Source organism: Burkholderia sp. ZZQ-2 (assembly GCF_050768715.1).
Taxonomy (GTDB): domain Bacteria; phylum Pseudomonadota; class Gammaproteobacteria; order Burkholderiales; family Burkholderiaceae; genus Burkholderia; species Burkholderia cepacia.
Window position 1 is genome coordinate 35,538 of sequence record NZ_LDVA01000102.1, and the last position, 19,764, is coordinate 55,301.

The 19,764-nt window shown below is 64.9% G+C and carries 16 protein-coding genes and 1 pseudogene; 7 read left to right on the forward strand and 10 right to left on the reverse strand.

Going from position 1 to position 19,764, the window contains the following annotated elements; all coding sequences use genetic code 11:
• The first annotated feature begins 292 nt into the window (after positions 1-292).
• From ABY44_RS05385 to ABY44_RS05400, 4 genes and pseudogenes are all read left to right on the forward strand, one after another.
• Positions 293-2,761, forward strand: coding sequence for a GH92 family glycosyl hydrolase (locus ABY44_RS05385; protein WP_060174182.1), 2,469 nt, complete (start codon positions 293-295; stop codon positions 2,759-2,761).
• Positions 2,762-2,832: 71 nt separating this feature from the next.
• Positions 2,833-5,478, forward strand: coding sequence for a GH92 family glycosyl hydrolase (locus tag ABY44_RS05390; RefSeq protein WP_060174183.1), 2,646 nt, complete (start codon positions 2,833-2,835; stop codon positions 5,476-5,478).
• A 55-nt stretch (positions 5,479-5,533) separates the two neighbouring features.
• Positions 5,534-6,026, forward strand: a pseudogene (locus tag ABY44_RS05395) (MFS transporter); the annotation flags it as partial.
• A gap of 14 nt (positions 6,027-6,040) precedes the next feature.
• Positions 6,041-6,862: an SDR family NAD(P)-dependent oxidoreductase gene (locus ABY44_RS05400; protein ID WP_060086062.1), complete on the forward strand. Its 822-nt coding sequence runs from the start codon at positions 6,041-6,043 to the stop codon at positions 6,860-6,862.
• Between the two features lie 169 nt (positions 6,863-7,031).
• Here the strand turns inward: ABY44_RS05400 and surE are convergent, their stop codons facing one another.
• The 3 genes from surE to ABY44_RS05415 form a co-directional block, all read right to left on the reverse strand.
• The gene (gene surE, locus ABY44_RS05405) at positions 7,032-7,811 is read right to left on the reverse strand and encodes a 5'/3'-nucleotidase SurE (RefSeq protein ID WP_060174184.1); all 780 of its coding nucleotides are present in this window, start codon (positions 7,809-7,811) and stop codon (positions 7,032-7,034) included.
• A 206-nt stretch (positions 7,812-8,017) separates the two neighbouring features.
• The gene (locus ABY44_RS05410) at positions 8,018-8,326 is read right to left on the reverse strand and encodes an AzlD family protein (RefSeq protein ID WP_059523777.1); all 309 of its coding nucleotides are present in this window, start codon (positions 8,324-8,326) and stop codon (positions 8,018-8,020) included.
• On the reverse strand, positions 8,319-9,053 hold the full coding sequence (locus ABY44_RS05415) for an AzlC family ABC transporter permease (protein WP_059696142.1): 735 nt from the start codon (positions 9,051-9,053) through the stop codon (positions 8,319-8,321). The genes ABY44_RS05410 and ABY44_RS05415 overlap by 8 nt, the downstream gene beginning before the upstream one ends.
• Before the next feature lie 125 nt (positions 9,054-9,178).
• On the opposite strand from ABY44_RS05415, the gene ABY44_RS05420 reads away from it, so the two are divergent.
• From ABY44_RS05420 to ABY44_RS05430, 3 genes are all read left to right on the forward strand, one after another.
• Complete coding sequence (locus ABY44_RS05420; RefSeq protein WP_006749370.1) at positions 9,179-9,637, forward strand: Lrp/AsnC family transcriptional regulator; 459 nt, start codon at positions 9,179-9,181, stop codon at positions 9,635-9,637.
• A gap of 228 nt (positions 9,638-9,865) precedes the next feature.
• On the forward strand, positions 9,866-10,435 hold the full coding sequence (locus tag ABY44_RS05425; protein WP_060086065.1) for a hypothetical protein: 570 nt from the start codon (positions 9,866-9,868) through the stop codon (positions 10,433-10,435).
• Between the two features lie 144 nt (positions 10,436-10,579).
• Positions 10,580-11,281: a YebB family permuted papain-like enzyme gene (locus ABY44_RS05430; protein WP_060174185.1), complete on the forward strand. Its 702-nt coding sequence runs from the start codon at positions 10,580-10,582 to the stop codon at positions 11,279-11,281.
• A gap of 18 nt (positions 11,282-11,299) precedes the next feature.
• Here ABY44_RS05430 and ABY44_RS05435 read toward each other — a convergent pair whose 3' ends face one another.
• From ABY44_RS05435 to ABY44_RS05465, 7 genes are all read right to left on the reverse strand, one after another.
• Positions 11,300-11,932 (reverse strand): LysE family translocator, encoded by a 633-nt coding sequence (locus ABY44_RS05435; RefSeq protein WP_060174186.1) that lies wholly within the window; start codon positions 11,930-11,932, stop codon positions 11,300-11,302.
• A 208-nt stretch (positions 11,933-12,140) separates the two neighbouring features.
• Positions 12,141-13,001, reverse strand: coding sequence for a PASTA domain-containing protein (locus tag ABY44_RS05440; RefSeq protein ID WP_060174187.1), 861 nt, complete (start codon positions 12,999-13,001; stop codon positions 12,141-12,143).
• A 117-nt stretch (positions 13,002-13,118) separates the two neighbouring features.
• A complete protein-coding gene (locus ABY44_RS05445; RefSeq protein ID WP_155637989.1) occupies positions 13,119-13,280 on the reverse strand; it encodes a hypothetical protein in 162 nt (53 codons plus the stop codon).
• 249 nt (positions 13,281-13,529) lie between these two features.
• On the reverse strand, positions 13,530-14,537 hold the full coding sequence (locus ABY44_RS05450; protein WP_226182801.1) for a fimbrial protein: 1,008 nt from the start codon (positions 14,535-14,537) through the stop codon (positions 13,530-13,532).
• A gap of 83 nt (positions 14,538-14,620) precedes the next feature.
• Positions 14,621-17,116, reverse strand: a complete 2,496-nt coding sequence (locus ABY44_RS05455) for a fimbria/pilus outer membrane usher protein (protein WP_059696133.1) — start codon at positions 17,114-17,116, stop codon at positions 14,621-14,623.
• Positions 17,117-17,237: 121 nt separating this feature from the next.
• The gene (locus ABY44_RS05460; protein WP_059696131.1) at positions 17,238-17,954 is read right to left on the reverse strand and encodes a fimbrial biogenesis chaperone; all 717 of its coding nucleotides are present in this window, start codon (positions 17,952-17,954) and stop codon (positions 17,238-17,240) included.
• Between the two features lie 63 nt (positions 17,955-18,017).
• On the reverse strand, positions 18,018-18,617 hold the full coding sequence (locus tag ABY44_RS05465) for a fimbrial protein (RefSeq protein ID WP_059696129.1): 600 nt from the start codon (positions 18,615-18,617) through the stop codon (positions 18,018-18,020).
• Between the last annotated feature and the right edge of the window lie 1,147 nt (positions 18,618-19,764).

Consider the following 19,764-nt stretch of genomic DNA (forward strand, 5'->3'; position numbering starts at 1 on the left):
AAAACCGAATCAATTACCTATTGTTTAGATAAACAAAATAAAAATTCGTAAAAATACGGGGTAGAGAAACCACGTTTATTTGGGCACGCTTGTGCGCATTGTCCATTCCCGGGTGCCGGCATTTCGACCTGCCGGCGCGTCTTTTTCGGGCATCCGGGTACGGAAATAAATACACGCGTCCGGCAGTTTCGACCGATTGACCGCGTACGCGACAAGTCACGAAAAGATTCCTGATTTAAAGCTCAGTAGTTCGAACCAGCAGCTTGATTCAAGAACGAAACGGAGACAGGCGATGTCGAGGAACTGGGGGTTGGGAGCGGCGCTGCTGGCGCTTTGTGTTGGCTTGGCTTCGTGCGGGGGCGATGGCGATTCGCCGTCGGCAGCCGCTTCGAATCTGTCGGCCGCGGCGCAGTCGCAAGACAACGAAGACGGCAACGGCGGCAACGGTGGCAACGGCAATGGAAACGACAACGGCAACGCAGCATCGAAAAAGAACGCCGACATTCGCGTCGTTCAGTACGTCAATCCGCTGATCGGCACCGACTACGCGATCGACCAGCCGGCCGACCCGGTCGGCTCGGGTCTGGGCGGCGGCACGTTCCCGGGGCCGACGGTCCCGTTCGGGATGATGCAGTGGAGCCCGATGACGCCCACCGCCCAGTACGACAGCCGCAAAGGCGACGGCTCCGGCTTCTCCGGCGGCTACTGGTACGGAGACACGTCGATCAACGCATTCAGCATCCTGCACCTGAGCGGCACCGGCTGCTGGGCGAACGGCGGCTACCTGAACGTGATGCCGCAGCTCGCGCCCGGCGGCGCCGGCACCCCCGCCAGCTTCAGCCACGCGAACGAAACCGCGCAGGCCGGCTATTACGGCGTCACGCTCGGCAACGGCATCAAGGCGGAACTGACGACGACGCTGCGCACCGGCTTCGCGCGCTTCACGTATCCGGCACTCGCGCAGGGCCAGCAGGCGACGATCGCGATCGATCCGACCGTGCTGAACAACCGCGCGCAAGGCTCGACGGGCGACACGATCAGCCAGGTCGGCGACCGCGCGTTGTCGGGCACGATCGCGGGCGGCGGATTCTGCTGGGCCGGGCATGCGGTGCCCGTCTACTACTACGCGGAATTCAGCCAGCCGTTCGCGGTGAAGCCGGCGCTGTCGAACGACAGCCCCGTGGCGTTGACGTTCAATGTCGACCGCAAGCACCCGGACGTGATGATGAAGCTCGGCATTTCGTTCGTCAGCGAAGCGAATGCGAAGGCGAACCTGCTCGCCGAGAATCCGGGCACCGATGCGCAGGGCAACCGGAACTGGCGTTTCGACAAGGTACGCCGCGCGGCGAGCGCCGCGTGGAACGCGCGCCTGAACGCGATCCAGGTCACGGGCGGCAGCGACGCGGACAAGACGAAGTTCTACACCGCGCTGTATCACGCGTCGCTGCACCCGAACGTGTTCAACGACGTGAACGGCCAGTATCCGGACTTCTACGCGTCGAACGGCGCATCGGCCGCGCCGACCCGTCAGGTCGAGAAAGGCCGCACGATGTACGCGAACTTCTCCGGCTGGGACATCGACCGCTCGTTCATGCAGCTTCAGGCATTGCTCGATCCGGTGCGGACCAGCGACATCGTGCAGTCGCTCGTGCTCGATGCAAAAGCGTGCGGCGCGTTCCCGCGCTGGGCGTACTTCAATACCGAGACAGCCGTGATGCCCGGCGATGCGGGCTCGATCATCGTCGCGAACGCGCATGCGTTCGGCGCGACGAACTTCGACACGCAGGCCGCGCTGTCGATCATGAAGCGCAGCACGACACCGGGCGCCGCATGCGCCGGCACGCCGGTGATGGGCAGCCGCGCGGATTACGACCGGCTCGGCTACGTGCCGTCGTCGGGCCCGGGCGACAACCAGACGGCGTCGAACACGCTCGAATATGCGGTGCGCGACTTCGCGGTGTCGCGCTTCGCGACGGCGCTCGGCGATACGGCGACGGCCGGCACGCTGCTGAAGTCGAGCGGCAACTGGCAGAACCTGTTCGACAGGAACGCGATCCAGCCGAAGGCGGCGGCGGGCGCGTGGGTCACCGACGGCACCGGCTTCATGGAAGGCAACTCGGAGCAGTACACGTGGTACGTGCCGCACGATCTCGGCGGCGTGATCGCGCAGGCCGGCGGCGCCGCACCGGTCGTCAAGCGGCTCGACGCGTTCTTCACGCACCTGAACATCGGCACCGTGCAGCCGTATTTCTACGTCGGCAACGAAGTGACGATGGCCGTGCCGTGGGTCTATGCATGGGCGGGCGCGCCGTCGCATACGCAGCGTGTGCTGCACGCGTCGCTCGCGAACGAGTTCGGCACCGGTGCGGCCGGGCTGCCCGGCAACGACGATCTCGGCGCGATCTCGGGCTGGTACGTGTGGGCCGCGCTCGGTCTCTACCCGGTCGTGCCGGGCGTGAGCGGCGTCGCGCTGTCGAGCCCGCAGTTCGAGAAGATCGTCGTGCGCGTCGGGCAGCAGGACGGCAGCTACCGCCTGCTGCACATCGTCGCGCCGGGGGCGGGTTCGGGCGATGCCGCGTCGTTCTACGTGAAGTCGCTGAAGCTGAACGGCGCACCTTACCCGACCGCGTGGCTGCCGTTCGAGCACATCGCGAAGGGCGGAAAGCTGTCGTATTCGATGACGGCCGACGCGAGCACGGCGACGTGGGGCACCGACGCATCCGCGATGCCGTCGTTCCCGCAGGCGGCCGGCGCGCCGTAACGGTCGAGAAGATCAACGAGCGGTTCTTGCCGACAGGATCGACGCAGAGAGAGAGAGGGAGGGACGAACGGATGAAGCTACGTCATGTGGTGGGTATCGGATGCCTTGCCGTGTTGTCGGGGTGCGGGGGCGATCAGGCTTCGACGGATGCGAGCGTGCTCGCGCAGATGTCGAACGCGCAGGGCAACCGGAACGACCAGGGCGATCAGAACGACCAGGGCGAGAGCGGCGGCGCGGGCAAGCGATCGCTGCTGCGCAGCGTCGATCCGATGATCGGCACCGCGAACCTCGACATCAACGCGGACTGGGGCAGCGGCGTGCGCGGCCACGGCCACGTGTATCCGGGCGCGACCGTGCCGTTCGGCATGGTGCAGCTCGGGCCGGACACGACCGGCGGCGCCCACACGCTGCCGTGGAACTGGGATCGCACGTCCGGCTATCAGTACGACGATCCGCTCATCACCGGCTTCACGCACACGCACCTGTCGGGAACCGGTATCGGCTCGGGCGGCGAAGTGCGGTTCCTACCGACGCTGGCGCCGGTCGACACCGCGACGCTGGCCAAGGTGGCCGCCGATGCGTCGATCACGTACAACGCGTCGTTCAGCCACGACGACGAAACCGCGAGCCCCGGCTACTACCGCGTGAAGATGGCGCCGGTCGGCAGCGGCAACACGCCGTGGAACGTGAAGGGCGCGAAGATTCTCGCGGAGATGACGGCCACCGCGCACGCGGGCGTGCATCGCTACACGTATTTCCCGAGCGCGGCTGCGCAGAAGCGCAGCATGATCGTCAGCATCGACAACCCGATCGGCGGCTCGACTGCGAGCGGCAAGATCCAGGTCATCGACGCGCAGACGATCGCCGGCTGGGAGATCACGAACAACTGGGCGAACAACAAGCCGACGTATTTCGTCGCGCGTTTCTCGAAGCCGTTCGATACGAAACACGTCGCGTTCAGCGCCGACGGCTTCAAGGCCTACCTGACGTTCGCCGACGGTAACGACAGCGGCGCGGTTACGGTGAAGGTCGGCATCTCGCCGTCGAGCATCGCGGATGCACAGGCCAATCTCGCCGCGGAAGTCGGGGCGAAGTCGTTCGACCAGGTGCGCGGCGCGGCCGAACGCGTGTGGGCCGACGCGCTCGGACGGATCAGGATCAAGGGCGGCAGCGCCGACCAGCGGACGATGTTCTATACGTCGCTGTATCGCACGATGCTCGCGCCGACCGTCTACAACAACGCGGACGGCAGCTACGTCGGCACCGATTCGACCAACGACGGCACGACGTCGCCGCCGACGACGAGCAAGCACGCGAATCCGGGCTTCGACTATTCGTCGACGTTCTCGCTGTGGGACACCTTCCGTGCCGAGTCGCCGTTGATGACGCTGGTGCAGCCCGAGCGCGTCGACGGCTGGGTCAAGTCGCTGCTCACGCAGTTCAGGCAGAACGGCAAGGGCGAGCTGCCGGTGTGGCCGCTCGCGCAAACGGAAACCTTCACGATGGCCGGCCACCCGTCGATCCCGTTGATCGCCGATGCGTACCTGAAGCACCTGACGAGCGCGGGCATCGACGACATCTGGACCGCGTTGACCACCACGCAGGGCGCGAGCGCGCACGGTTTCGACCAGTACCGCCAGCGCGGCTACGTGGTCGCGGGCGACAACGCATCGGTGTCGACGACGCAGGACTATGCGTTCGACGACTGGGCGACGGCCGCGGTCGGCAAGGCGGCGGGCAAGAGCACGGCCGACTACCGGCCCTACCTGCAGCGCAGCCAGAATTACCGGAACGTGTTCAACCCGACGCTGAACAACGGCTGGAAGTTCTCGCAGCCGAAGGATGCGCAGGGCAACTGGGTGGCGGGCTTCGACCCGACGGCGGCGGAGAAGACGGACTTCTCCGAATCGAATGCGTGGATCGATACGTGGAACATCTTCCACGACTTCCCGGGGCTCGTTGCGTTGCTCGGCGGGAAAAGCCAGTTCATCGCGCAGCTCGATCGCACGTTCGATCCGGCGAACCTGCTGACCTTCCTCGGCAACCAGGGCTTTCCGGACCTGACCGGCCGCAGCGGCCAGTTCTTCGCCGGGAACGAGCCGGCGAACCATCTGCCGTACCTGTACGACGTCGCGGGCATGCCGTCGAAGACACAGGACCGCGTGCGCACGGTGATGGACGACATGTACTCGCTGACGCTGACGGCCGGCGATCGCGCGCTGCTGAGCGGCGACAGCCTGAAGGCCGCGCTGGCCGACCCACGCCGCGTGCGCGATTCGGCCATTCCCGGCAATGACGACTGCGGGCAGCTGTCCGCGTGGTACGTGCTGTCCGCGCTCGGCATCTATTCGCTGAATCCGGTGGGCGGCGTGTTCTACCTTGGCACGCCGCTGTTCGAGGAAGCGACGATCGACATCCCGGTTGCATCGGGCGGCGGGGACGGCGGTGCGTTGAAGTTCGGCAAGTCGCGGCGCTTCACCGTGACGGCGCACACGGCCGGCGGCGGCGCGCCGTCGTCGGTCAATCGCTATGTGCAGTCGGTGAGCCTGAACGGCGTGCCGCTGCATCGGCCGTACATCACGTACGACGAGATGAAGGCCGGCGGCACGCTCGATTTCGTGATGGGGGCGACGCCGAACGATGGTTGGGTCAGCCAGTGGAACGGTCAGGATCCGAACAGCGCGCTCGCACCTTCGCTGGCGTTGGCAGGGAAGTAGCAGCAGGCAACAGCAAGCGGCCCGCCGCGACGCGGGCCGAATGGCTTCATCCGGCGGCGCCGGTTCCGAGCGGATCGGCATCCTTGTGGCCGTCTTATCTGGCCGTGTGGGGCAGTTGCCGGATCGTCACCGGGCCGCTGAGCGACTGCTGGGGCAGCAATGGGCTGATCGTCGCCGGGATGCGGGTGCGGGCGGCAAGGCGTGCGCCGACCGCGCTGACGGGGCGGTTGCGCTGGCGGCTGATGGCTGATGGCTGATGGCTGGCGGCTCGTGGCGAGCGTGTTGCCCGGTCTCGGCACGGCGATGGTCTGTCCGGGCCTGATTGCCGCCGTGTCCGATGCGTCCGATGCGGCCGAGCCCGGCAGGCGGGCGCGCTCGCTCGCCGAGCGTGTACCGGTTCTGATGCGATCTCGGCTGTGCAATCCGCGCGTTGCCGGCCGGCTGGATGGCCGGCCGATTCGGCTTCGCCGGAGCGACCCTCGTGGTGGCCGCGGTGACTTTCGCGTCTGGGAGACGTCGTCGCGCTTATGATGCGGGAACGCCACTGACAGGGTTCCCCGACATGGACGCGCCGCTTCCGCCGATTTCTGCCCCGATTCCCGAAACGGAACCTGAAACCGAAACCCTCGCCGAGCCGCGCGCGTCGCGGCTGCATCGGCCGGTCGCGCTCGTCACCGGATCGACGTCGGGAATCGGCGCGGCGATCGCGCGCCGCCTGGCGGCGGACGGTTATGCGGTGATCCTGCATTCGCGCAGTTCGGCCGACGTGGGGCGCGCAATGGCGCGCGAACTCGGCGCGGCCTACGTGCAGGCCGATCTCGCCGACGATGCCGAACGCGTGCGGCTGATCCGCGACGCACTGGCCGTGCACGGGCGGCTCGACGTCCTCGTCAACAATGCGGGCGTCAGCCGCGTGATTCCGCATGACGACCTTGCCGCGGCGACGCCCGACGTGTGGCGCGAGATGCACGAGATCAACGTGATCGCGCCATTCCGGCTCGTCGCCGAAGCGGAGGCCGCGCTGCGCGAGGCGGCGTCGCACGGGCGGGCCGGGTGCGTCGTGAACGTCAGTTCGCATGCGGGCGTGCGGCCGAAGGGCGCGTCGATTCCCTATGCGGCGGCGAAGGCGGCGCTCAATCACACGACGCGGCTGCTCGCGCGCACGCTCGCGCCGGCGATTCGCGTCAATGCGGTCGCGCCGGGGCTCGTCGATACGCCGCTCACGGCCGACTGGACGGACGCGCAGCAGCTCTGGCGCGAGCGCGCGCCGATGCGGCGGGCGGCGGCGCCGGATGACATCGCGCAGACGGTCGCGATGCTCGTCGCGTCCGATTACGTGACGGGCGAGATCGTGATGCTCGACGGGGGGATGAACCTGACGTGATGCGGTGATGCGGTGATGCGGTGATGCAGTGATGCAAGTGATGTGGGGATACAGCGCCGCGGTGTTGTGGCGATGCGGTGATGTCGTGATGCAATGTCGCGGCCGGACAGCCGCGCGCGAGAATCATGCACGCGATTGCCGCGACCGCGTTTCTGCCCGCGTACGCGGATCAGCCGAGTCGCGACCGCAGTTGCGCGAGCGCCTGGTCGTGCGTGCGCTCGAACTTCAGCGGCGTGACGGCGACATACCCTTCGCCGAGTGCGACCGTTTCCGAATCCGGGTCGTCCTCGCGCGGCGCGCGGGCCAGCTTCAGCCAGTGATAGTCGATCTCGCGCGGATCGCGGCCCGACACGATCTCGACGCCCTGCAGCGTACCGGCCCCCTGGTTCGTCACCTTCAGGCCGCGCACGTCGTCGGCCGGCCGTGCCGGGAAATTCACGTTGAGGCACGCGTCGCTGTCCCAGCCGGCGGCGACGAGCCGGCGAATGACGTCCGGCGCGAGCGCAAGCGCGGTGCCCCACGGCACCGCATTGCGATCGGTGAAGGCCTGGCTCAGCGCGATGGCCGGCACGCCGACCAGCATGCTCGTCATCGCGGCGCCGACCGTGCCGGAGAACACCGTTTCGGTGCCGAGGTTCGCGCCGCGATTCACGCCGGACAACACGACGTCGGGCCGCGCATCCTTCATCAGGTGGCTGATCGCGATCGCGACGCAATCACCGGGCGTGCCGCGCACCGCGAAGCGGCGCTCGCCCTTGCGATGCACGCGCAGCGGTTCGTGCAGGCTCAGCGAATGCGACGTGCCGCTCTGGTCTTCCGCCGGCGCGACGATCCACACTTCGCGCGCCAGTTGCGTGGCGACCTGTTCGAGCACTTCAAGGCCGGGGGCGTCGAATCCGTCGTCGTTGGTGAGCAGGACACGATCGAACAGCGGGCGGGTTTCTTGCATCGGGACGATCCTCGCAGGTAGGCAATGAGGGGAGAGGGCATCGCGGGTACACCCGCAAGGCTAGCATCCCGTCGCGACGCCTGCCGTGCCACGCGGTGCCTTGCACCGTGCGCGCATGCGAAAACGGGCGCATCGTGCGCCCGTTCTCGGGTTCGACAGACCGGCCATACGGCGGGTCGGGGCCGCGTTACCCGCGCTACCCGCGTTTATCCGAGCAGGTACCGCAGCAGGCCGGCCGACACGACGCCGACGATGACTGTCGGCAGGATCGACAGGCGTGTCGCCGCAATCAGCGTAATGGCCAGCGCGAGCAGGTCGGCCGGGCGCGTCGACACGAAGGCCGGCGCGATCACCGAGATCAGCACGCAGCCGGGCACGTTCTCCATCACCGATGCCATGCGCGGGCTCAGCGTGCGATTGCGCAGCAGCACGTAGCCGAGGATGCGCGACAGGTAAGTCGTCGACGCCATCAGCACGATCGTCGCGACCGTGCTGACATCCGGGAAATCAGGCATCGCGCGGCTCCCACAGCAGCGCGGCGATCAGCCCCGCGCAGGCGCCGGCCGCAACGTACCACGCGCCGGGCACGGCCAGGTGCGTGGCCGCCGCGACGACGAGGCTCACGAACCACGGGCGGCTCGCGCGCATTCCTTTCCACATCCCGCGCAGCAGCACCAGGAAGACGGCCGTGAACGCCATGTCGAAGCCGTACTGCTCGACGTTGCCGATCGTCGGGCCGACCGCCGCGCCGAGCGTGGTCATCGAGATCCACGTCAGGTAGAGCCCCACGCAGATGCCCGCGTAATAGGGCACGCTGATGTGCGTGGCCGAGCGCGCCCGGGCGTCGGCGAGCGACATCGCCCAGCTTTCGTCGCACATGAAGAACAGGGCGAAGAACGCGCGGCGGCGGGGCAGGCGGCGGATATACGGCTCGAATGCAGCGCCCATCAGGATGTGGCGCGAATTCACGAGGAACGACATCGCGACGATCAGCGCGATGTGCGGCGGCGACGTCCACAGATGGATCGCCGCGAATTCCGAGCCGCCGCCGAAGTTCATGCCGGTCATCATCGGCACTTCGAACAGGCTCAGCCCTTTCTGCGCGGCCTGCGCGCCCAGCACCAGCGCGAACGGCACGAAACCCAGCATGACGGGCAGCGCCGCGCGCAATCCGCGACCCATCTCGGCGACATAGGCGGGCTTGTCGCGAAGCCCTGACGACGTTGAAACGCTACTGCTCATTACTCCTCCTTCGGGGGAGGAATTGTCTGCTTTTTTGACTCGAATCGGGTTGCGTTGTGGCCATGATTTTCGGAGAATTTGGCATCGAACGAAGGATTTGGGAATTTCTTGGAATCGGATGCCAAATGAAACTTGACGCCATCGACCGCCGGATCCTGAGCGCGCTCCAGCGCGACGGCCGCATGCAGAACGTGGAGCTCGCGCACGAGGTCGGACTGTCGCCGTCGCCGTGCCTGCGGCGCGTGCGGCTCCTCGAGGAAGCCGGCGTGATCGAGAAATACGTGGCCGTGCTGAATCCCGCGAAAGTCGGCAAGGGCCTGACGATCTTCACGCGCGTGTGGCTGAAGGGGCAGGACGCGGAATCGGTGAACCGCTTCGCCGACGCCGTCCAGCAGATGCCGGAAGTCGTCGAATGCCACCTGATGGCGGGCGACTGCGATTTCCTGCTGCGCGTCGTCGCGGCCGATATCGACGACTACCGGCGCTTCCAGATGGAAACCCTCACGCGCATCCCGGGCGTGCTGAGCGTGAAGACGGACATTCCGATGCAGAAGGTCAAGCTGACGTCGGCGCTGCCGACGTAACGCGACGCGGGCGCGGCGACTCACGACGACGGGTCGACGAACGGTCACGGCTCGGTGACAATCGCCCGATAGACTGACGCATCGCGCCGCTTCGGGCATGTCGCCCGTGTTGTCGCGCGACGTTCGATGCGCAAGCAACTAACGGTCAATGTCGACGCAAATGGGCGGGCGGCGCTGCGCGCCGGGACATGCGCCGGCGCGGATGCGTTTCTTCTTGTCGGGCCATTCATGCAGCCAATCAACAATCCGTGGAATTCGCTGGAAATCGTCAAGCTCGTGCTGGGCGTGCTGACGCCGTTGTCGGTCGCGTGTCTCGGCTGGCTCGTCGCGCGCCGGCTGAAGCGCCTTGAACTGGTGCAATGGACCAACCAGCGATTGATCGAGAAGCGGCTCGCGTTGTACGACGCGGTCGCGCCGCAGCTCAATGCGCTGCTGTGCTTCTACACGTGGATCGGCTACTGGAAGGACATCTCGCCGGACGACGTGATCCGCGCGAAGCGCGAGCTCGACCGTACGTTCCACATCTACCGCTACCTGTTCGACGACGACGTGTACGACGCGTATCACACGTATATCCACGCGCTGTTCGACATGCATACGGGCCCGGGCCGCGATGCGCGGATCCGCTCGCTGATCCAGGCGCCCGATGGGGACCGCAGCGTGCACGGCTCGTATGAGTGGAAACCAGCGTGGTCCGACCGTTTCGCGACGGCGAATGTCGTGCCGAGGGACGACGTGCTGCGCCACTACACGCAGTTGATGGAACGGCTGCGCGTGGCGCTGGGCGCGACGCGCTGAAGGCAGCCGCGCCCGCGCGCTGATTCACGCCGGTATCGAAATCCGCCACCGGGCGGCGCGAATACCTGGCCTCGCACACGAAGCGGATGCGGAGCCCGGCCGCGGCTGACATGCTCGCGCCATCATCACTCGCGCGAGGTCAGTATGGTTGTCGACACCGGCTGCCAGCCGCTCATGATCCGCTCGCCCGGAGCGGACTGGCGGCGTTTCTTCTCCGTCGGCGCTTCCCGTCGCAATGAACGGCCGTTGCCGGCCGAGCCGGAGATCGGCGACATCGTCTTCATCCGCGTGACCGTGCGGCCGTTTCTCGAAGTGGCGAACGCGACGCGTTCATGGACGAATCACGTGGGCATTGTCGTCGGCGAGCGCGACGGGGAACCGCTCGTTGCCGAGAGCACGTTCCCGCTATCGCGCGTGACGACGATGTCGCGATTTCTTGCGCGCTCCGATCGCGGCGCGTGCGTGATCGCGCGGCTGAAGCAGCCGCTCGATGCAGAGCAGCGGCGGCGGCTCGTCGACGCGGCGATGCGCCGGACCGGTGTGGTGTACGACACGGGTTTCAATCTCGCGTCGCGCCGGCAGTTCTGCTCGCGGTTCGTGCGCGAAGTCGTACGCGATGCGACGCAGATCGTGCTCGGCGACGTCGAGACCTTTGACACGTTGCTGCGCCGGAATCTCGATCATCCGCTCGGTTTCTGGAGGATCTGGTATCTCGGCCGGATTCCGTGGCGGCGTCGCACGGTGACGCCGGCGAGCTTGCTCGGGAGCGACGCGTTGCGGGTGGTGGCGGATACGCGCGGGTGTGTCGAGAACGGGCCTGAACGTGGCCGTTCGGGTGACACCTGAATCGGGCGGCGGCTGCGACTACTGCCGCCCCGCCACCGCAAGCCGTGCGGCCAATCCGACGAACACCGACCCAAGCAGATACTGAGGCAACTTCGACGGCCGGCGGCGCGCGCCGATCCGCTGGCTCAGCCGGCTCGCGGAAAGAATGACCGCGCCGTTCACGGCGAGTCCGATCAGGTTCAGCACCGTCGCGAGCACGAGAATCTGCACGGCGATCGAACCGTGCTCGGGGTGCACGAACTGCGGAAACAGCGCGAGCACGAACAGCGCCATCTTCGGGTTCAGCAGGTTCGTCGTCAGGCCCTGGCGGAAGATCGTCGCGGTCGAGTGGCGGCGTGGCGACGCGACGGGCGACAGCGCGGTCGCATCCGAACGGAACGTCTTCCATGCGAGATACAGCAAATACGCGGCGCCTGCGAAGCGCACGGCGTCATACGCGATCGGCACTGCGACGAAGAGCTGCGACAAGCCCAGCGCGGCCGCGAGTGCGTGGCAGTAGGTGCCGGCCTGAATGCCCGCGAGCGTGGCGAACCCCGCGCGCCGCCCCTGGCTCACGCTGCGCGACGCGATCAGCAGCATGTCGGGGCCGGGCGTGGCGGTCAGCGCGAGACATGCGCCGGAGAACAGCGCGAGCGTGGATAGGTCGATCATGGAAGTCCTTTTGTGCCGGGGAGGCGTGAAAGGGAGGTCAGTTTAAGAGGGGGGGCGGTGCGGGTCAATCGCCCGAAAGGCCGATGATTCGATGTGCCGACGCAGCCGCCCGGCAACGGATTTGCTCCGATTTCGATGCAACGATGCAGGTATCCCGCGCCGTCTCGCGTGAATCAGACACACGCACCGACGCACCGCTCCGTGACGTTTACTGCTTTCGGCACGCCACCTGATAATCGATCACGGTATTCGCCGACGGCGTGTCCGGCTCGCCGCCGGCCGTCGTCACGCCGAGCACGCCGGCCGCGCTCCGGTATCGCAGCGCGCAATACCCCATGCCGGTGCCCGAGCACGCTTCGGCTTCGATGATCCCGTGCTTCGCGAGCGTCGCCGCGCCGTCCAGCGGGTCCGGCTTCTCGTGCGGCCGCAGCGGCTGCCAGCCGTGCGAGATCAGGATCTTGCGCGCCTTGTCGAGTGGTTTGCCGTACACATTGGGCACGACCGCACGGCCGTGACAATAAGTGCGCTCCGCGGCGACCGCGGTCAGCCGCAAGCCGCCATGCTCTTCGCGCAGCTCGCCGACGGGCGCCGACGGACCATCGCCGCCCCAGACGAGCAGCGCACCGCTTTCCAGCGACTCGACCGAGCCGAGTTGCCAGCCGGCCGCGCGTGCCGTGTAGCCGAGCGCGACGAGCGTCGTGCCGTCGAAGACGCCGATGTTTGCGTTGCGCGCAAAACAGATCGCGCTCGTCCCAGGCTTGAACCCGCTCGCGAACGTGACGACCGTGTAGCGGCCGAGCGGCGCTTCCGACGTCACGATCCAGCCGAGCCTCGCGACGTCGCGGCCGGCCGCGGTGGTGGTCTTCGCACGATATCGCGCGCAAAACGCATCGAGCGTGCCGTTCTCCGGCGAGTGCGGCAGCGCGCCAAGCGGCACTAGCGACGCGCCGACGATATCGGAGGCCGTCCGCAGCGTCTCGGCCGACGCAGCGCCGCCGAGCGCCACGCATGCAAATGCCGCGATCGATGCGACGTGGCGGGCAAATAGCTGGACAGTCATGCGAGGCATGTGGATGGTCTCCAGGAAAGAACAGGCAACCGCGATGATCGCGGGTTTCCGCGCCGGTGTCACGATGGGGCACGCGTACGCCCGGTTCGGTGGCGCGCGATGCGCGAGACGGCGACGTCAGTGCGCCGATCTGTCCTGATGCAGCACCTTCTCGAACAGCGCCTGCGCGCGTTCGGCGGGCATCTCGTTGTGGAGGTCAATCGACAGCGGATGATCGGTCGTGTCGAGTTCGACGAGCGGACGTTGGCCGGCGGGGCACGTGTGCGCGTGCGGCTCCACGGGTTATGAGGTAGCCGGGATTCCTGGAGGGGCCAGTTGTTGTTGTTTGCTGTTGCGCCGTGTATCGAGCGGTGCTGCGAAGCGCAAGCCACACCCAGGCCGTTTGCGGCATGAACGGGCGTTGAGCTGACTGGCCGTGCAGAGGGCGCGATGAGCGAACCGGCAGGCGGGATGCGATCGAACGCTCGCTTCGAGCGATCCTGCCCAGTCAGGTGCCATGCACCATGCACGCCGTTCGCTGCCTTCCCGCTATTGATAGCTCATCGTGAACGTCGCAACCGCATTTGCCGTCCCGCCCTTCAACGTGCCGGTCTGGATATAGCGCGCGGTCAACGGAATCGTGAATACCCCCTGTCCTTGCGGAATGTTTCCGGCTTTCCACTGATTGGGGTTCGACGGGGCGCTGGAATCCGGACCAAAATTCAGCGGAGACCCGTTTCTCAGAATCTGGACTGCGACACCCGATGCCTCGGAGTTCGGTGTGAGCGACAGCCGATTCGAGCGGTTGCCTGAATTGGAGTTGTCGGTCAGCGTCACGTATGCGTTGGTCGATGTGCCTAGGTCACCGCCCGTGCAATTCAACTGAATGCTGAAGTCGCGCTCGGGAGTAGTGCTACCGACGCCGCTGAAGTCTTTCGACGAAAAGTCGTTGCCGGTCGGACTCATCTTGACGGCGATCTGCTTGGTCGCGACTGAACAGGTCGGCACCTTCGGCTTGATCTCGATCCCGCCCTGGATGCGGATCGACCTGTATTGAATCGTTCCATTCACATAACTTCCAGCGAGTTCGCCCTTCAACGTTCCCGCTGCAGTGATCGGGCCGACCTTGACGAATTCGATGATCAAGGATGAGGTGCTTATATTGATCATCGATGTACCCCAGTTGACAGTGAATGGGAGCCAATTTTTGTTATTCGAAAAGCGAATGCGCACCCCAACACCAGGAATGGTAGTCGGATAAGTGTTATATACGGGTTCTGCTGTTCCGAATAATCGTCCGTGGAGTATGGTATCGGCGATCTGGCTACAAGAAAGAGTATTGCTTAGTCCCGATGCGGAGACTGTTCTCGAATCGAGTACGGTGCCGATTGGAACCGATGGATTGAATTCGGGGGTGGAGTAACCGTTAACGTAGTACATAGCGATATTACCCGCGAGAGATGTTCCGTTCCCCCACTCGCAATCCGAGGCCGACATGGCAAGGGCCGGCGAGACCGCAGCGCCAAACAAAATGACAGAGAAGATCGTGTTGCGCATTCGTATACCTTTCAAGTGTTCGTTGTCGTGTGCGCCGGGCTTGCAGGATGTACCGAGCATCTGTGCACGATCACCGCTTCGCGTTACCGGCCGGCCATGCGGCAGCTCATCGCAACACGCTCGTACATGAGCGCCTTGTTCTGCTGCGGCAGCGCGTAATTGCCTTCACACGAGCCTTCGCTCCAGCGAATCGACAGGCGCCCCTGATCCTTCACGCCGAAAACGAGCACGCGCGATGCGTTGTCGACCATGCCGAGCACCTTGTCGTTCTGGTCGTAAGCGGTTGCGCCGAGCGGCACCTTCTTGCCGTCGGTCGTCGTCACGTCGAACTGGATGCGGCGGCCCGTTTCCGCGGCGAAGCGTGCTTTCACGATTGCGCCGCGCGTCGGTACGATCGTTTTTGCGTTCTCGGTGATCTCGGTGTCGTTGCCGAGGCTTTCCGTGTCGATGTTGAGCCAGTTGTACCGGTACGGCTGCGCGTAAGGCAGCACCGCATAACCGCGACGATCGGTGCTGACCGTCGACGACGAAGCGAAGCGTGCGCCCTTCACGCCGGGCACCTCGACGATCGCGAACGTCTCGCCGACCGGCTGGCCGAGCGTGACGCCGCCGCGATGCGCGACGATCGACCCGGTTGCGCCGACGTCGACGTGCTTGCCGTGGCCGGACTGGGTGTAGTTCGACGTCAGTTTCGCCATCGGCGTATCCCAGCCGAGACCCACGCCGCCGGAGCCGCCGTTGCCCTTCTGGTAGTCGCCCTGTACCGAATAGTTGACCGTGTTCCTGTCGTTCAGGAAGCCCGATACGCCTGCCTGGACGCTCACGTCGCCGCGCGTCGACGCCGTGACGTTCGAGTACGCGCGATGCGCGCGTGCGCTGCTGCCGAACGGAATGCTGACCGTCGCCGAAATCTGGTTGTCGGTGCGCCCGAACGGCCCCGTGTCCTGCGTGCGCGCGAGCGCGACGCTGTAGCTGAGGTTCTTCAGCGAGCCGCTGTAGCCGAGCTGGATGTTGCGGCTCGTGCCGCCGCGGTTCCAGTAGCTCGTTTCGCCGACGCTCGCATAGACCGACCCGTTGCGACCGAGCGACTGGTTGATGTTCAGGTCGACACGGCTCTTCTGGCGTCGCACGCCGTCGCCTTGCCGGTTGCTCATGTCGTCGACGTGCTGGCTCAGCGTACGGAAGCCGTCGGTCGAATACCGATAGCCGACCATCGTGAACGTGGTGTCGGTGGCCGCCAGCGTCTTCGAGTACAGGAACCGGAAGCTCTGCCCGTTCGCTTTTCGGCCCGGCGCGTTCGACTGGCTATGCGTGATGTCGAACGAAATGCCGCCGAGCCGCGAGTTGAAGCCGACGCCGAGCGCGATCGCGGCATAGTTCTGCGCGCCGATCAGGCCACCGTAGCCGGTGAAGTTGTCGGACAGGCCATACACCACCGTGCCCTGCGCGAACTTCGGGCGGACTTCGCCGACCCCGCGATACTGCCCTGCGGAAAACGAATAGCGAACCGAGCCGCGCCGGATCATCACGGGCAGGAACGAATAGGGCTGCGTATAACGCCGGACGCTGCCGTCGGATTCGGTGATAGAGATTTCGAGATCGCCGTTGGAGCCGCTCGGATAGATGTCCTTCAGCTCGAATGCGCCGGGCGTGACCGTGGTCGAGTAGATCACGTAGCCGTTCTGACGCACCTCGACGACCGCGTTGGTTTGCGCGATGCCGCGCACGACCGGCGCGAAACCGACCTCGTCGTCCGGCAGCATGCCGGTGTCCGAGCCGACCTGCACGCCGACGAAGCGGAAACTGTCGAAGATTTCGCTGGCCGAATACAGTTCGCCTGCCGACAGCGTGCCTCTGATACCGCGCAGGTCGCGCTGCACGTAGGTACGGTTCGACGTGAACTGCGACTTCGCGCCGCGGCGCCCGGTTAGCGCCGATTCGTTCCTGAGCCGCCAGCCGCCGACGTTGAAGCCGTTGCGCAGGCCGAGGTAATAGTAGGAGCTGTTGTAACCGGAGTCGGAGTCATGGCTGAAATTGGCCTGATAGTTGCTGTAGGCCGCTACTACGCCGTCGTCCCACTTCGACGGATCCACGTAGCCGCGCGACCGGCCCGGCACGTAGGCCTGCGGCATGCTGATGTTCAGCGACAACGTGCCGACGTCGAAATCCGCCGACGCGCCGTCGACGATCTCCGCGAGATTCAGCACCGCGTCGTCTTGCAGGCCGGCCGGAATCCTGTTTTCCCGCTCGAGCCGCTGCGAGTCCACGCCGAGCGCCTTGAGCAGGCCGAGTGTGATGACGGGCTTGACCTCGCCGCCGTTCGCCTGAAAGACGATCGATTCGCGCTTGCCGGGCTGCTGGTTCAGCGACACGTCGACGTCGTACGTGCCGGGCGGTACGGAACTACCCTGTTCGAGGTATTTGAGCTCGACAGGTGCGTCCCCTTTCTTGAGGAAGAGTTCGTTGAACTCTGCCGCCTGAACGGTCGTTGCCGCAACGAGACTTCCCAGCGCCACCAGACAGGTAGCTCCCTGGCATGCCGCTACCCGCAAATCGATTTTCTTTTCAGTGGTATCCATGCCTTGACCTTGATCGCGTGCCGTTCCTACCTGCCCTGATTTCAGGAATGCGCGCCTCCAGTAAATTAGTAATGCGAATTTCTATCGAGCGACTCGAAGCTGAAGCTGACGGAATGCGTTGTCAGTTGGAGACTGTTGCGTTGTTCTCTTCGGTCGCGCCGAAGTCGTTGATCGACTCGAAGTTGACCTTGGCGCCTGGTGCAAGCGATTGGCCGTTGTAGTTCTTGACGCTGAGTTGACGGGTCGACTGCGGCGGAATCATTTCCGTATTGATCGAATGCGTTTGCGCGCCGCTATTGAGCGTTGCCCTGACCAGCGATACGTAATATGGGGAGGCGTTGACGACCTCCATGCCGTACTTGCCACCCGCCGCGCGCCAGCGCCATTGCAGTTGCTTGGCGGCATCCTCGGGCTTGCTGGCGAGGTTGGCCGGCCGATAGAACAGCTTGATGCGCTGGCGCACCGCGACTTGCAGCGTGTTATCGCCATCCGATTTCTGCGGAATTTCCTGCACGCTGAGCCAGAACACGGATTCGCGGTCAGTCGGCAAACCCTGGCCGGCGTAGAAGATCCGAAGCGTTTGCTGCTTTTCGGCGCCAAGGCGACTCAGCGAAGGCGTAATCGCGAACGGCAGATCGCTTTTCTGGTCGTCCGATTCCAGCCATGACTGAATCATCACGTCTTGCTTCGACGGGTTCCTGACGAGAACGGACGCTTCCTTGCTCTGCGCCGTGTAAACGACGCGCGTGCCATTCAACGAGATGCCGGCGAACGATGCGCCGGAATAGGGTAATAGCGAGCTGGCCGCGACCAGCCCGGCAATGAGTGATCGTTTCATGATGGAATTGAAAAGTGAGAAGGGCGACGGGACCGTGACCCGGCGCGTCGCCCGAAGAGGTGCTTACTCGTAGGTCAGCGTGAACGGCAGCGTGCCGTTTGCCACACCGGCCTTGATTGCTGCGCCGTTCGCGACATAGCCGGCACGCAGATTCAGCGCGGCGGTGTAGGTCGGCGCGTCGTCCGGGCCGCCCTTCACGAGCGGGGCGTCGAACGTTTCGTTGGCAGCCAGGTTCAGCAACTTGTTGTTGCTGTCGTACAGACCGATGCCGACGCCTTCCGCGTCACCCGAGACTTTCAGCAGCTTGTTGTTCTTGCCGTCGAGGCCCGTACCCGTGGCCGGATCGAACTTCATCTTGACCGTGGTCAGGCCGGTGCCGGTGTTGCCGCAGTCGAGGTTCAGGTTGATCTGCGTGCCTGCAGCGACGCCGCCGCCAACGGTGTTGCCGATCGAATCCGCGCTCACCGTGCCGAGGTTGACTGCGATGCTCTGACCGCCGGCGCCGGGCGACACGTTGGCGCCTGCGCCGCCCGTCAGCGAGCACGATGCCGTCGTGATCGCGCCGGTGAAGTTGATGGTGCCGTCGGCGGCCATAGCCGAACCCGCTGCCGCGAACGTGGCCGCTGCCGCGGCGATAGCGAGAATATTTTTGTTGAGAGCCATGATGTTTCCGTTTCAACGTGATTTAAAGGAAGGGTGTTAACTCTTTGGAAGAGTTGGTGCAATGGTACTGTTGAGGGGGTGTTTATTTGAATTGGATGTGTCCGAAGTTGTATTGCTATTTCGTAGTACAAGTACGAAAAAAGATTTTTTGGGGTGGTTTGAGGGGGATTACTTTAATTGTCAGAAGGATTTGACATTGAGACGGTCGAATGCCGGAGATGGCAGGCAGGACGGGCAGGACGGGCAGGACGGGCAGGACGGGCGGGCGATCGGTGGCGACGTATTCCGGAATATATGACTGGCTTGAATTCGTCGATGGAGTTTTCCGAAATTTATGTCGGGCGAAGAGGAAAAATCATCTTTCTCAGACTTTTTACTTGTTTTTATAAAGCCCTATTCAAGTGGGCGGTGTTTTTTTTGTCCGTGAATTCGAGATGGACGCGATCTGGTTGCGTATCCGGTTGAATGAGATACTCGCGAATCCCGCCTCGATCGATTTGACGCGTACAACGCATCCTCGCCGGCGGACGCGTCGACGCGTGCGTGTGGCATCTGCAATCCGCGGCGTTGAGCTGCCTCGGGCAGAGGCGACACGGGATCAAGAATTTCTTGATGGTGACGTTGGCGCGACCTCAGCACGGGGCGCCACCTCCGGTCATGCACAACCCGGGGAGCACTGCCCGGCTAGCCCCGTGCGCTTCCTCGTGGCCGTGATCTCGTTGCTCGTGCCGCCAGTCCGGAACCGTATGGATCAAATCGACGGCTACGCGCTCGTCGTTTCGGAAGCAATGGTGTTGACGACCTGCGATCCGGGGCCACGGATATTTCGCTTGGGCGACCACGCTATTTCTGCGACGAGCAGGAAGACTGGCCATCACCCATCTGTACCTTGCCTGGTAGAGGCTCGGCGGCAGCATCTCGCGATGCCGGGACGGCATGCGGCTTCAGCGGCAGGCGCTATGTGATGTGTTGCAAGGAATTTGCCGCCCAAGAGGGATGGCGGGGCGATTCGGCGCCGGTATCGCGAGCGATCTTCTCGGGAGACTGAATCGGAGTAGCGATTCGCGATGACGATGACCCGTGCGCAGCGCCGTTATTGCATGTGCAAATGCGAGCGCGTGCGTGCGTCGAGACATGGGTGGGATTG

Coding starts and splice junctions, on each gene's coding strand:
- ABY44_RS05385 (WP_060174182.1), top strand. CDS start 293: ATGTCGAGGAACTGGGGGTTGGGAGCGGCGCTGCTGGCGCTTTGTGTT.
- ABY44_RS05390 (WP_060174183.1), top strand. CDS start 2,833: ATGAAGCTACGTCATGTGGTGGGTATCGGATGCCTTGCCGTGTTGTCG.
- ABY44_RS05400 (WP_060086062.1), top strand. CDS start 6,041: ATGGACGCGCCGCTTCCGCCGATTTCTGCCCCGATTCCCGAAACGGAA.
- surE (WP_060174184.1), bottom strand. CDS start 7,811: ATGCAAGAAACCCGCCCGCTGTTCGATCGTGTCCTGCTCACCAACGAC.
- ABY44_RS05410 (WP_059523777.1), bottom strand. CDS start 8,326: ATGCCTGATTTCCCGGATGTCAGCACGGTCGCGACGATCGTGCTGATG.
- ABY44_RS05415 (WP_059696142.1), bottom strand. CDS start 9,053: ATGAGCAGTAGCGTTTCAACGTCGTCAGGGCTTCGCGACAAGCCCGCC.
- ABY44_RS05420 (WP_006749370.1), top strand. CDS start 9,179: ATGAAACTTGACGCCATCGACCGCCGGATCCTGAGCGCGCTCCAGCGC.
- ABY44_RS05425 (WP_060086065.1), top strand. CDS start 9,866: ATGCAGCCAATCAACAATCCGTGGAATTCGCTGGAAATCGTCAAGCTC.
- ABY44_RS05430 (WP_060174185.1), top strand. CDS start 10,580: ATGGTTGTCGACACCGGCTGCCAGCCGCTCATGATCCGCTCGCCCGGA.
- ABY44_RS05435 (WP_060174186.1), bottom strand. CDS start 11,932: ATGATCGACCTATCCACGCTCGCGCTGTTCTCCGGCGCATGTCTCGCG.
- ABY44_RS05440 (WP_060174187.1), bottom strand. CDS start 13,001: ATGCCTCGCATGACTGTCCAGCTATTTGCCCGCCACGTCGCATCGATC.
- ABY44_RS05450 (WP_226182801.1), bottom strand. CDS start 14,537: ATGCGCAACACGATCTTCTCTGTCATTTTGTTTGGCGCTGCGGTCTCG.
- ABY44_RS05455 (WP_059696133.1), bottom strand. CDS start 17,116: ATGGATACCACTGAAAAGAAAATCGATTTGCGGGTAGCGGCATGCCAG.
- ABY44_RS05460 (WP_059696131.1), bottom strand. CDS start 17,954: ATGAAACGATCACTCATTGCCGGGCTGGTCGCGGCCAGCTCGCTATTA.
- ABY44_RS05465 (WP_059696129.1), bottom strand. CDS start 18,617: ATGGCTCTCAACAAAAATATTCTCGCTATCGCCGCGGCAGCGGCCACG.